The organism is Paenibacillus tundrae, from assembly GCF_030812775.1.
Lineage (GTDB): Bacteria > Bacillota > Bacilli > Paenibacillales > Paenibacillaceae > Paenibacillus > Paenibacillus tundrae_A.
Window position 1 is genome coordinate 247,959 of the sequence record NZ_JAUSTI010000003.1, and the last position, 13,103, is coordinate 261,061.

At 43.3% G+C, this 13,103-nt stretch carries 14 protein-coding genes; all 14 read left to right on the forward strand.

The window, feature by feature from the left end:
* Positions 1 to 52 precede the first annotated feature (52 nt).
* The 14 genes from J2T19_RS06910 to proS all read left to right on the forward strand — a co-directional run bounded on the left by J2T19_RS06910 (position 53) and on the right by proS (position 12,960).
* Positions 53 to 1,462 carry a flagellar assembly protein A gene (locus J2T19_RS06910; protein WP_307214254.1) on the forward strand — a complete coding sequence of 470 codons (1,410 nt, stop codon included), beginning with the start codon at positions 53 to 55 and terminating at the stop codon, positions 1,460 to 1,462.
* 51 nt (positions 1,463 to 1,513) lie between these two features.
* Positions 1,514 to 1,828: a hypothetical protein gene (locus J2T19_RS06915; protein ID WP_307214255.1), complete on the forward strand. Its 315-nt coding sequence runs from the start codon at positions 1,514 to 1,516 to the stop codon at positions 1,826 to 1,828.
* Between the two features lie 125 nt (positions 1,829 to 1,953).
* On the forward strand, positions 1,954 to 2,526 hold the full coding sequence (locus tag J2T19_RS06920; RefSeq protein ID WP_307214256.1) for a hypothetical protein: 573 nt from the start codon (positions 1,954 to 1,956) through the stop codon (positions 2,524 to 2,526).
* A 3-nt stretch (positions 2,527 to 2,529) separates the two neighbouring features.
* Positions 2,530 to 3,153, forward strand: a complete 624-nt coding sequence (locus J2T19_RS06925; RefSeq protein ID WP_307214257.1) for an endolytic transglycosylase MltG — start codon at positions 2,530 to 2,532, stop codon at positions 3,151 to 3,153.
* Positions 3,154 to 3,438: 285 nt separating this feature from the next.
* Positions 3,439 to 4,137, forward strand: coding sequence for a 30S ribosomal protein S2 (gene rpsB, locus J2T19_RS06930; protein WP_024630243.1), 699 nt, complete (start codon positions 3,439 to 3,441; stop codon positions 4,135 to 4,137).
* A gap of 114 nt (positions 4,138 to 4,251) precedes the next feature.
* A complete protein-coding gene (tsf, locus tag J2T19_RS06935) occupies positions 4,252 to 4,902 on the forward strand; it encodes a translation elongation factor Ts (protein WP_145046345.1) in 651 nt (216 codons plus the stop codon).
* A gap of 232 nt (positions 4,903 to 5,134) precedes the next feature.
* Positions 5,135 to 5,863 (forward strand): UMP kinase, encoded by a 729-nt coding sequence (pyrH, locus tag J2T19_RS06940; RefSeq protein ID WP_056701161.1) that lies wholly within the window; start codon positions 5,135 to 5,137, stop codon positions 5,861 to 5,863.
* Positions 5,863 to 6,417, forward strand: a complete 555-nt coding sequence (gene frr / locus J2T19_RS06945; protein ID WP_307214258.1) for a ribosome recycling factor — start codon at positions 5,863 to 5,865, stop codon at positions 6,415 to 6,417. The genes pyrH and frr overlap by 1 nt, the downstream gene beginning before the upstream one ends.
* Positions 6,418 to 6,505: 88 nt before the next feature.
* Positions 6,506 to 7,273 (forward strand): undecaprenyl pyrophosphate synthase, encoded by a 768-nt coding sequence (uppS, locus tag J2T19_RS06950; RefSeq protein ID WP_056700645.1) that lies wholly within the window; start codon positions 6,506 to 6,508, stop codon positions 7,271 to 7,273.
* Positions 7,274 to 7,289: 16 nt separating this feature from the next.
* The gene (locus J2T19_RS06955) at positions 7,290 to 8,084 is read left to right on the forward strand and encodes a phosphatidate cytidylyltransferase (protein ID WP_307214259.1); all 795 of its coding nucleotides are present in this window, start codon (positions 7,290 to 7,292) and stop codon (positions 8,082 to 8,084) included.
* 75 nt (positions 8,085 to 8,159) lie between these two features.
* A complete protein-coding gene (locus tag J2T19_RS06960; RefSeq protein ID WP_307214260.1) occupies positions 8,160 to 9,305 on the forward strand; it encodes a 1-deoxy-D-xylulose-5-phosphate reductoisomerase in 1,146 nt (381 codons plus the stop codon).
* A gap of 657 nt (positions 9,306 to 9,962) precedes the next feature.
* Positions 9,963 to 10,097 carry a hypothetical protein gene (locus J2T19_RS06965; protein ID WP_307214261.1) on the forward strand — a complete coding sequence of 45 codons (135 nt, stop codon included), beginning with the start codon at positions 9,963 to 9,965 and terminating at the stop codon, positions 10,095 to 10,097.
* A 75-nt stretch (positions 10,098 to 10,172) separates the two neighbouring features.
* Positions 10,173 to 11,444, forward strand: a complete 1,272-nt coding sequence (gene rseP, locus J2T19_RS06970) for an RIP metalloprotease RseP (protein ID WP_307214581.1) — start codon at positions 10,173 to 10,175, stop codon at positions 11,442 to 11,444.
* 61 nt (positions 11,445 to 11,505) lie between these two features.
* On the forward strand, positions 11,506 to 12,960 hold the full coding sequence (gene proS / locus J2T19_RS06975; RefSeq protein WP_307214262.1) for a proline--tRNA ligase: 1,455 nt from the start codon (positions 11,506 to 11,508) through the stop codon (positions 12,958 to 12,960).
* Positions 12,961 to 13,103 lie beyond the last annotated feature (143 nt).

Genomic DNA, 13,103 nt, shown 5'->3' on the forward strand with positions numbered 1-13,103 from the left:
GAGTTATGCTGGATTATAGGGAGTGGAAAGTCTAAAAGGGGGAAGAATTGCATTGACACAGCGAATTGCTTTGGAACAATGCTTGAGCATTATTTTATCGGAAGATAAAAGCACGGCCTACCTTGAAGTTTCCAAATTGGAAGAGGGCTTTACCTTCACTTTAGATGAACTCGAGCAATATATTGATAGTAAAGGGATCAAGTATGGTATTTTACGAGAGGCATTGCTTTCATTCGCAAGTCATCCGGAAACCTATCTCAATGATCAGTGTAAAATTGCCGAGGGCATTGCTGCTGTAGCGGGCGAAGATGGATACATCAAGGTACTCGTAGGCATGGACGATTCCAATGAGCGTCGACCACAGGAATCGGAAGATGGTACGGTGGATTACAAAGAAGTGACACGCCTTAATAATGTTCGAGCAGGTCAGATTATTGCAGAACGAATTCCTCCTATGGATGGCATAGTAGGTAGGGCAGTAACGGATGTTGAAATCCCTTTTCGTCCTGGTAAAGAAGCACGTTTTAAAGTTGGAAAAAATGTAGTTGTTAACCCAGATGGAACCGCAATGTATGCTGCACTGGATGGGTTGGTTACCAAAACAGAAGGCAATAAACTAAATGTATTCCCCGTATATGAAATCAATGGTGATGTGGACTATAACATCGGAAATATTGATTTTGTCGGTACAGTGGTTATACGCGGGAATGTTCTAACTGGCTTTAAGGTGAAAGCTGCTGGTGATATCCGAGTTGTTGGTGGTGTCGAAGGCGCCGAGTTAGAAGCAGGTGGCTCGGTCGAAATCACGGGTGGGATAATCGGATATAACAAAGGCCTTGTACATGCTGGGCATAATGTTAAATGTAGCTTTATTCAAGAAGGCAATGTGGATGCCGGTGAAGACGTCCTCGTTTCACAAAGTATTATGCATTCTAATATTCGTGCAGGCAGAGAAGTAATCTGTGCTGGGACAAAAGGGCTTATTGTTGGTGGCTCTATTCAAGCTGGTGAAAAAGTATCAGCACGTATTGTGGGTAATAGCATGTCTACCGTTACTTCCATTGAAGTTGGTGTTCTGCCTAGACTACGTAATGAATTGAACGATCTCCGCAAAGTCATACGAGAACAGATGGATTCATTGGATAAAACCAAGAAAGCTCTGACTCTTTTAGACCAACTGGCAGCAGCAGGACAATTAAGTCCTGATAAAATGTCCATGCGAATTAAATTGACAGCCACACAGAAATCATCCATGCGTCTTAATGAAGAAACAAAGACTCGAATATTTGAAATCGAAAAGGCACTTGAGGATACGAGTAGGGCTCGTGTAGACATTCTCAAGATGATTTATGGTGGCTCTAAAATAGTTATCGGCAGATACACCAAATTTATTAAAGATCCAGTGAGTAGAATTTCATTTTATTATCATGATGGTGATATTTCGATGGTTCCTTACGTGTAAGTACAGCATTCAAGCAGATCAAGAATCCATTCGAAACCGTGAGGTGAGCGTATGAGTTTCAAAGCGGTTGAGTTGCAGATTGCCGTACCAAGGACGAGTGAGGCCGGTCGTTATCAAAATGAATTTCAACAGCGGCCGGTCATCGACCAGAGTTTGCTCGCAGAGCAAACAGCCAAGGAAGCTGAGGCGGCCAGGCATCGAAGTGAAGCGATGGACGAAACATCTAACGCTGCATTGCGTGATAATCATAGTCATGATTCAGAGCAGAAAAATGGTTCGCAGGCACCAGAATCTTCTGAGAATCAAGAGAATATTAAACCGGCTGAACACCCGTACAAAGGAAAACATATTGATTTTTCCTTATAACGTAACTTAGTAGAGAAGCACCCCATAGTTTTGCCTTTTGACAAACGAAGTAGAACATGAATGGAAACTTGCATAGAGAAGAAGTCTTGCGCATCGACTGCTGCATCAAAAGGAGAGAACCGAATTTGTCACCATGGATTATTATTGTCATATTAGGTGCCTGTGCAATTGCATACGCCTTGATTATGCCTAAGAAAGACAAGTCACAGGAGCACGGGAATCAACTGGTGCAGGAGATGGAATCCACGCTTGAACACTACATGACTGAGATGGAAAACGATAATGATGCCCTCATTCAGCGTGTTGCTGAAATGAAGGGGGAGGCTATAGCTGCAGATCAGCGTATGCAGTTGCAGCTGGAAGAGATGCAACAACGTCTTGAGCAATTAGAACAGCGCAAAGCGGTTGAGCCAAATTCAGTTTCCCATCTGTCTACGGTAACCAGTACCAATGGACTTCAGGCTCAAGGGCTGGTAGAGAGCGTAAGAGTGGAGGCAGCTGAGTCGGTTGCTGAACCGGAAAATCAGCTAAACGACCAAGCGACACCAACCGTTGGAGAGTCGATCAAAGATCGGTACGCAGAACTCTTTAATTTGTATGCAGAGGGTAAGTCAATCGACGCAATTACGAAGCAAACAGGTATACAGCGTGGGGAAGTTCAATTGATACTTCAACTCGCAGAACGGGAGGAGAGCTAGAAGATGGATAAGCGCTCCTTATGGATCGGACTTGGAAGTGGCATGATTGTTGGAGCGGTTTTGCTACAGCTTGCTACAGTAGGACAAAATGCATTATCGGATAGCGCTTTGGATACGGATCAGGTCGTTGCAGATTTAACGAAAGAACAATTGGAAGTGGCTGCGAAAAACTTGGATATGAGACTCGTAGATTCGGATGAAGAGTTGTTCACCGAAACAGAGTGGGTGCAGAAGAAAACACAGGAGAGCAGTGAACTACAAGGTACTACAGCAGAGCCTCCCAAGGATACGGAGACAGTAGAGACGCCAAGCACACCTGCGAATCCTGAAAAGCCTACATCTACTGATAAACAGACTCAGGTTAATCAGCCCACATCAACAGAGCCCTCAACTCCAGTAACGCCAAAAGACGCTACGGTATCGTTTAAAGTCCGTTCAGGAAACAGCTTGGCTATGGTAGCAGAGAATTTGAAGAAAGCGGGTATCGTGGACGATGCAGAAGCATTCATTCAAGCAGGCCGTGCAGAACGAATCAACACGAAAATACAAGTTGGCACATATGCACTGGAAAAGGGCGAAAGCTTTAAGTCCATTATCGCCAAAATTACCAAAGAACCGTCACGCTGAGAGCTTCAGGCAGGACGGTTCTTTATATTTTAAATTTGACCGCGATTCATTGTTCCTAGCCCTGCTTGTATCAAAGCTTGGCATAGTTCAGAATAATATGCTGAAAATATCATATTTTGTTTGAAAGATAGTTGCAACGGTTAGGCGTTTGTGCTATATTAGATAACGGTGTTAAAACACACGCATGTGCTAATTTTGTTAAGGGTGCTTTCCTTACTGGAGAGTCTTGGCGAAAAATGATGCCGGCGGAGGACACAATAAAACCATACTAGGAGGTGTGTGAAGATGGCAGTAATCTCCATGAAGCAGCTTCTCGAAGCTGGGGTACACTTCGGTCACCAAACACGTCGTTGGAACCCAAAAATGGATCGTTATATCTTCACTGAAAGAAACGGAATTTATATCATTGACTTGCAAAAGACAGTGAAAAAAGTCGAAGAGGCTTACAACTTCGTTAAAGGAATCGCAGGCGAGAATGGTACTATTCTTTTCGTTGGTACTAAAAAACAAGCTCAAGATTCTGTTAAAGAAGAAGCTGAACGCGCTGGTCAGTTCTACATTAACCAACGTTGGTTGGGCGGTACCCTGACTAACTTCTCAACTATTCAAAAACGTATTGATCGTTTGAAACAGTTGGAAGCTTGGGAAGAAGACGGTACTTTCGCTGTATTGCCTAAAAAAGAAGTTATCTTGCTTCGCAAAGAAAAAGATCGTCTTGAGAAATTCTTGGGCGGTATTAAAAATATGAAAGGCCTGCCAAGCGCCCTGTTCATCATCGATCCACGCAAAGAGCGTATCGCTGTTGCTGAAGCTCGCAAATTGGGTATCCCAATCGTTGGTATCGTTGATACTAACTGCGATCCAGACGAGATCGATTATGTTATCCCGGGTAATGACGACGCGATTCGCGCTGTTAAATTGCTGACAGGTAAAATGGCTGACGCTGTTATCGAAGCTAACCAAGGCGAAGAAACTTCCGCTTAATAGTTTCGAACATAATTCATGAACTAAATGAAAAGGGTGGTTGGTAGGTGGATAACCTCTCACTGCCCTTTTTTTAGAGTGTACGTACAATACTTAATCTGGAGGGAATTTATAATGGCAGTTAATGCGAGTGCAGTAAAAGAACTTCGCGAAAGAACGGGCGCTGGTATGCTCGATTGTAAAAAAGCACTGGAAGAAGCAAACGGTGATGTAACGAAAGCGGCTGAATTGTTGCGTGAAAAAGGTCTTTCTGCAGCAGCAAGCAAAGCAGGTCGTGCAGCTACTGAAGGCACTGTAGAATCTTACATCCACGCTGGCGGACGTATTGGTGTCTTGGTTGAAGTTAACTGCGAAACTGACTTCGTTGGTAAAACAGATCAATTTAAGGATTTCGTTAGAGACGTAGCTATGCAAATCGCTGCAGCTAATCCTAAATATGTTACACGCGAAGAAGTTCCTACAGATGAGCTGGAAAAAGAAAAAGAAATCTTGAAAGCTCAAGCTCTTAACGAAGGTAAACCAGAAAAAATCATTGAAAAAATGGTTGAAGGCCGTATTGGTAAATACTACGAAGAATATTGCTTGATGGAACAAACTTTTGTTAAAGATCCAGACAAAACAATTTCCCAATTGTTGAATGAAAAAATCAGCCAAATTGGTGAAAACATCTCCATCCGTCGTTTCGTTCGTTACGAACTGGGTGAAGGTCTTGAGAAAAAAGTTGATAACTTCGTAGAAGAAGTTATGTCCCAAGTAAACAAATAAGACGGTTTTCTAAACCGGCAAGCAGGATTGATTTTCGAAGATATAAGAATGATGAAACTTCGAAGCGCAAACTCCCTTATATCTCAGGAAAACAGTGCCTTACCGGTCGATCGTTTTTCCTAAAAGAGCGGAACACTACTGTGTTCCTTTCTTTTTAAGCAGGAGGCCGTGCGCGAGAAGTTTTGTTGGTTGAATGCCGCAGGGCGTTCAATTTAAAGTGGAGGGTGAACAATTGGAACAGCCAGTATTTAAACGTGTTGTCTTAAAAGTCAGCGGAGAGTCCCTTTCCGGTCAAAATGGCTATGGTATTGATGCAGAGACGATTTCGTCCATTGCGCAACAAGTAAAAGAAGTCGTTGAACTAGGTGTGCAGGTTGCTATTGTATGTGGCGGCGGAAACATCTGGCGCGGTATTGCTGGTAGTGAAAATGGCATCGATCGAGCAACTGCAGATTACATGGGTATGCTGGCGACAGTAATGAACTCGCTGGCACTGCAAGATGCATTGGAACAGATTGAAGTCCCAACACGGGTTCAAACATCTATTGCTATGCAACAAATTGCAGAGCCTTACATTCGTCGTAGAGCTATTCGTCATCTTGAGAAAGGTCGGGTCGTTATTTTTGCATCAGGTACAGGCAACCCGTTCTTCTCCACAGATACAACAGCAGCACTACGCGCAGCGGAGATCGAAGCAGAAGTGATCTTGATGGCTAAGAATAAAGTGGATGGTGTGTATTCAGCCGATCCGTTTAAGGACAGCACAGCTGTGAAATTTGATCAGTTGACTTATATGGATATTCTCAACAAAGACCTTGGTGTAATGGATTCGACGGCGTCGTCACTGTGTAAAGATAACAACATTCCGTTGATCGTCTTTGCTATTACAGAACAAGGTAACATTAAGCGTGTTGTTCTAGGTGAACGCATCGGAACAATCGTTAAAGGGAGTGTAGATTAATGCCACAAGCGGTTAAAAAACATGCCGAAGAACGTATGGAAAAAGCAATTCAAGCGTTACGACGTGATCTTGCCACTTTGCGTGCAGGGCGTGCTACTCCAGCTCTTCTGGATCGGGTTCAGGTAGAGTATTATGGTGCAATGACACCACTTAATCAGCTTGCTAATATCAGTACACCAGATTCACGCACACTGATGATCCAACCATGGGATAAGTCATCCATGAGTGATATCGAACGTGCGATCATGAAGTCCGATCTTGGACTTACACCAGCTAACGACGGCAACATGATTCGTCTGTCTATTCCGCCACTTACGGAAGAGCGCAGAGCCGAGCTTGTGAAGCTGACTAAAAAGTTTGGTGAAGAGGGCAAAGTGGCGATTCGTAACATCCGCCGTGATGCTAACGATGATATCAAAAAAATGGAGAAGTCAGATATCTCTGAGGACGAGTCCCGGAGACATCAAGACGATATCCAAAAATCGACAGATAAATTTATTGCTGAAGTCGATAAGGTACTCGCTGCCAAAGAAAAAGAAATCATGGAAGTGTAAGACAAGCGCAGCCCCTCCGATCCGGTGGGGTTTTGTCTCTTTTTTAAGCTTCAGGTGAAGAAACTTCAGGGATTTTGGAGGAACAGGAATGATCAAACGGGTTCGGTCGTGGTGGAATGGGGCTGAAAAGCAGGAAACGCTGACTATATCCGAGGATAATATCCCGCAGCATGTAGCTATTATTATGGACGGAAATGGACGATGGGCCAAACGTCTCGGCCTTCCGCGGATAGCTGGACATCAGAATGGGATGAAGGCAGTCAAACGTGCGACCATCGCGGCGGATGAACTGGGCATCAAATATCTGACGATGTATGCTTTTTCGACAGAAAACTGGACGCGTCCAAAAGAAGAAGTGGATTTTCTGATGCGACTTCCGCAAGAGTTTTTGGCGATTGAGCTGGATGAGCTTATCGAAAAGAACGTGCAGATTCGGATGATGGGTCAGGAGGAACATTTACCTTCTCATACCATTAATGCTTTACGTGAAGCTATACGTCTAACAGAACATAACACAGGTCTTGTGCTAAACTTTGCAATGAATTACGGAAGCCGAAGAGAAATGACAGACTGTGTTAAAAAAATAGCTCTACAGGTTCAGTCGGGGGAACTGTCTGCAGAGGAGATTACACCGGAGCTCATCGACAGACATATGTTAACGAGTGATATGCCTGACCCGGATCTGTTGATTCGAACAAGCGGAGAGCTCAGACTCAGTAATTTCATGCTCTGGCAACTTGCTTATAGCGAACTATGGTTTACGGATATATACTGGCCCGAATTTGGCAAGCAGCATTTAATTGAAGCAGTAGCCGAATATCAGCGCAGAACAAGGCGTTACGGCGGTTTGAAATAGATGGAGGATGAAGCCGTTGAAACAGCGATTAACGACAGGAATAATAGCAGGTGTTTTGTTTTTGGGTTTTTGCTTGCTAGGCGGACCCTGGTATCATGGCTTGGTATTAGTGATGGCTCTCATCGGTTACTATGAGTTTGTGAAAATGACGGGAGTACAGCCTTTTTCAGGTGTAGCTCTAATTGGATACGTAGGCGTTTTTTCGCTTGTATTTCCTTGGGAAATGGTATGGGAAGCCAGACCGCTGACTCTATTTCAGATCGGCTGGCTTGTGATGTTGGTATTAATGGCGGCATCGGTCATTACTAAAAATAAGATTCCGGTTAATACCGTTGCGATGCTCTTTCTTGGTGTGTTGTACATTGGTATTGGTTTTTATTACATTGCCGAGTCAAGACATCTTCAACATGGGTTGTTTTGGACTTTTCTACTGCTGGGCTCTATTTGGGCAAGTGACGCCGGAGCCTATTTTGTCGGAAAGCTGATTGGCAAAAACAAATTGTGGCCTTCAATTAGTCCTAACAAAACGGTGGAGGGTGCCCTAGGTGGTATCATCATTGCCATTATAACCTCACTCGTTTTTGCAGGAGTATCGGACGGTTTGCTTACCTGGCCGAGGGCGATATTAATTGGAGTCGCTTGTGCTGTAGTAGGTCAGATGGGAGATCTCATACAATCTGCGTACAAACGAGTTTATAATATTAAGGATTCCGGTACGTTGCTACCGGGGCATGGTGGCATTTTGGATCGGTGCGACAGTTGGATCGTCGTTTTTCCGTTCATACATATACTGATGCTACTGCCCTATTAATTTTGCAAACAAGACAGGTGTAGTGAGTCGTCATTTCACTACACGTGCATTGGATAAATGAAGATGAGGTGCAGCATGAAGAAAATTGCGATTCTTGGGTCAACGGGCTCAATTGGAACTCAGACACTTGATGTAGTAGATATGCATCCTGAGTTATTTCAAGTGGAAGGGCTTGCTGCAGGTGGTAATGCAGAGCTGCTCATTGAGCAAACAAAGCGTTACAAACCGAAGAAAGTTTCTGTTGGCTCCAAAGAACTGGCAGACTATATTGCACCCCTAATTCCTGCAGGGACGCAGGTTTTTCACGGTAAAGAAGGATTAGTCGAAATTGCTGCAGCTACAGAAGCGGATACAGTTGTAACAGCAGTAGTGGGAAGTCTGGGACTGGAGTCTACTCTAGCTGCCATTGAAGCTGGAAAACAGATTGGTTTAGCGAACAAAGAAACCTTAGTTACAGCAGGTCATATCGTTACGTCAAAAGCAGCAGCAAAGGGAGTTTCGCTCTTGCCCGTGGATAGTGAACACTCTGCTATCTTCCAATGTTTGAATGGAGAGAGACGGGAGCAATTGCTGGGGATTACACTTACCGCTTCCGGAGGGTCTTTCCGCGATTTAACGCGTGAACAACTCAAAGAGGTTACTGTAGAGGATGCGCTGAAACACCCGAATTGGTCGATGGGTTCCAAAATTACGATTGATTCCGCAACAATGGTGAATAAAGGTCTGGAAGTTATTGAAGCACATTGGTTATTTGGACTTCCATACGATCAGATTAATGTAGTGCTCCACCCTGAGAGCATTATCCACTCATTTGTTGAGTTTAAGGATACCAGCATCATTGCTCAGTTAGGTAATCCAGATATGCGTGTACCAATTCAATATGCGTTAACTTATCCTGATCGCCTACCATCGCAAGCGACACGTCTATCCTTAGCTCAAGTGGGTAAGTTGAATTTTCGTGAGATGGATATGGAGCGCTTCCCTTGTTTAAGATTGGCATATGAATCTGGCAAACTTGGAGGGACTGCACCAACTGCGTTCAATGCGGCCAATGAAATTGCTGTCGCGAGATTTCTAAAAGGTGAGATCTCCTTTTTACAAATAGAGTATACGATTGAGAAGATCCTGGAAAAGCATAGTAACATTCAAAATCCAAGTTTAGAAGAAATTCTGGATGCTGATGAAACTTCTCGTAAGCTAGCCAATGAGTTGCGCTTCTAAACACTTTATAGATGTCCAACTCTTTTTGTTAGTATGTTCTTTCATGCAAACGATAGGCTGTGTAGGATGACAGATTGAGAGACTATAGCTTAAGAGAAATAGCAACCGAAAGAAGGTCACTTTTTAAGATCAATGGCTGATCTAAAGGGGTGACCTTTTTATGTCAAATTAAGTTTAAATTAGAGTTTGGTTCAAGCAATTTAAATGAAGATCTATAACTCTGAAAATCGCTATCATGATCATTATGCTGTATTATTATAAAATAGAGCGTGTATCGAGTCCGATTTAGTCATGCACCCCGTGCAAAAGAAATCCTAATTCACATGCACAAGAAAATAGATACCATATAAAAGAAATGAGCATGGAATCGCGTGTACTAGAGAGGATTTTCACAAGTGATGGTGAATCTCATTCTAAAGATCGTACTGTATGCGTACTCTATTTAGGTGGCGGACAAAGGCTGACTGGCATTTATAAGTACAATAAGTGTGTGTAACCGAGGAAGAGATCCAAAGACCGCTACCATTGCCGTGATAAACGGATTATATAGATGAAGGAGATTGGATCGGTCTATCGTTAACATGGGTTATCAAGGGTTTGGAATTTTCACTACAAGAACTTGGCGTTGAAATATGCTTGAAGTATAATAGTATTTCGGTGAGAGACTTCCAATTAGGGCTGATGACGGGAGCAGCAGGCTTAGGTGATGGACGATTACGACTAAATAATTCTGAAATTTCTTCTGTTCTATCCTTGGAGATTCCAGTACTTGGTGCGTTGACTGCAGCCTAAAAAACTTCTTGGTATTTAATGAAGAATAATGTTATTCTAGAGCATGCATAATAAGTTAAGGAGGTGTAGTGTTTGTTGGAGACTCTTAAAATCGCGTTCTATATATTCATGATGTTCTTTGTTATTGTAGCCATTCATGAATGGGGCCACTATTATTTTGCGAAGCGCGCTGGTATTTTGGTTCGTGAATTTGCAATTGGATTTGGTCCTAAAATGTTTTCATATAAGAAGGGTGAAACTCAGTTCACGTTCCGTCTGCTTCCTTTTGGTGGGTATGCAAGAATGGCAGGTGAAGATCCGGATACTACGGGGATTGATGTAGGACAAACGATATGTGTTAGAATTAAGGACGATAAGGTTGAGAAAATCTTCACGAGCAATCTTGAAAAGTACAAGAATGTAATCAAAGGTGAAGTTTTGCAAATAGACCTGGAAACAGCTCTTAAACTTGAACTTGATGTTGACGGCGAGCGCATGACCTATGATGTTCATCCTCAGGCTGTTATTGTGAACAAAAATGCTAGTATGCAAATTGCACCTAAAGATCGTTGGTTTAGCAGTAAAACCGTTGGACAGCGATCATTGGCTATTTTTGCCGGTCCGATGATGAACTTTATTCTAGCATTTGTATTGTTTGCGATATTTGTTCAAGTAAGCGGTGTTCCTGTCGAGAATCCCTCCTACATAAAAATAGCTGATGTATCAGCAAACACGCCTGCGGAGAAGGCTGGATTTAAAGAGGGAGATATCATTAAGAGTATTAATGGTACGCCGGTTGGCATTGACCAACAACAAGTCATTGCTTCTATCTCTGAGTCAAAAGACAAGGCAATGAACTGGACAGTGATTCGTGATGGGAAGGAACTTGACGTTGCAGTTACTCCAACATCACTACCAGGCCAGGAAGGCGGCAAAGTAGGGATCTCACTAGGATTTCCTACGAGACAAGCTGGATTTGTGGAAACCTTCACATTATCTGGTAAATATACGATTGAAACATCCAAATTAATTTTCAAAGGCCTTCAACAGCTCGTACAAAACTTCGCTCTTGATGATATTGGTGGCCCAGTCAGAACCATCGAGTTAACGGGAGAGATCGCAAAATCCGGGTTGGATCGTTTATTATACTGGAGTGCAATGATCAGTATTAATCTAGGAATTTTCAACCTATTGCCGATTCCGGCATTGGATGGCAGCCGCCTTGTATTTTTGGGGATTGAAGCTCTGCGTGGCAGACCGGTTGACCCGAATCGAGAAGGCATGGTTCACTTTATTGGATTTGCGATGTTGTTTGTACTGATGCTTGCTGTAACATATAATGATATACTACGTTTAATTAACGGATAATATGGTTTGACTATCTTCTGATAAGTCGAAGGTAGTCGTAATGGGAGGACGCTGGAGTCTTATGTCAAAGGAAAATGAAAAACAGTTTGTAACTGAAATTACACCACAGAGTGAAGATTTCTCTCGTTGGTACATTGATGTAATCAAAAAAGCAGATCTGATGGATTACTCTCCAGTTCGTGGGTGTATTGTTTTTAAACCTGATGGATTTGAAATTTGGGAACATATCAAGGACGAGATGGATCGCCGTTTCCGTGAAACGGGTCACCGGAATGCATACTTCCCAATGTTTATTCCAGAGAGCTTTTTCCAGAAGGAAAAAGAGCACGTAGAAGGCTTTAACCCTGAATTGCCATGGGTTACGGAAGCAGGAGGAGAGAAGCTGGAAGAGCGTCTTGCAATCCGCCCTACATCTGAAACGATCATTGGCCACATGTACTCCAAATGGATTCAGTCATATCGTGACTTGCCAGTTCTGATTAACCAGTGGGCTAACGTTGTGCGTTGGGAGAAGAGAACGTTGCCTTTCCTTCGGACAAGCGAGTTCTTATGGCAAGAAGGACATACTGCACATGAGACGGAAGAAGAAGCACGCGAGGAAACGATGAAAATGCTTGAGATTTATCGTGAAGTGGTTGAAGAATACCTTGCAATTCCGGTCATTACAGGACAGAAAACAAAATCGGAGAAGTTTGCCGGTGCGGTAGACACCTTCTCAATTGAAGCAATGATGAAAGATGGCCGTGCGGTGCAAGCAGGTACATCTCACTATATGGGTACTAACTTTGCCAAAGCTTTTGAGATTCAATATCTCAGCCGTAACAATGAGTTGGAGCTTGCTCACACGACTTCGTGGGGAACAAGTACTCGTCTCATTGGTGCGCTGATTATGGTGCATGGTGATGATCGTGGTCTGGTGCTGCCGCCTAAAGTTGCTCCTACTCAAGTGGTTATGATTCCGATTGGACCGCCAAAAACACGTGATGCTGTTGTAGGCCGTGCGGATGAATTATTTGCGGAGTTGAAACAAGCTGGGGTTCGTGTCAAAATGGATGACCGTAGCGATGTACGTCCTGGTTGGAAATTTAACGAGTATGAGATGCGTGGTGTGCCGATTCGTCTTGAGATCGGGCCACGCGATATGGAAAACGGTGTTTGTGTTCTTGTATCTCGGATTACAGGTGAGAAGAAAGTTGTAAAACAGGCTAACCTGGTTGAAGAAATTCAAACGATGCTGGCACAAGTTCAGTCCGATATGTTGGCACGTGCACGTACATTTATGTCGGACAACTTCTATTCTGTAGATACATTGGATGAGATGAAAGAGTTAATGGAGAATAAACGTGGTTTCACGCTAGCAGGATGGTGCGGCTCAGAAGCGTGCGAAGATAAAGTAAGAGAAGTAACGGGCGCTACAAGCCGGAACATCCCGTTCCAGCCTGCAGAAGAAAAACATACGTGCCTGGCTTGTGGAGAAAAAGCACAACATACCGTAGTATTTGCAAGAGCCTACTAAGTAACACAGGCTTCGTTATATTGCATTGAAATTATATAATCATAATTTCAATCTAGCAAAAGGATGTTTGCTGGTTAAGGTAGGAATGAAAAGCTTCTGTCGGATAAAATGAGTCGGTGCCGTTCGGATCGGGGACATTTTTG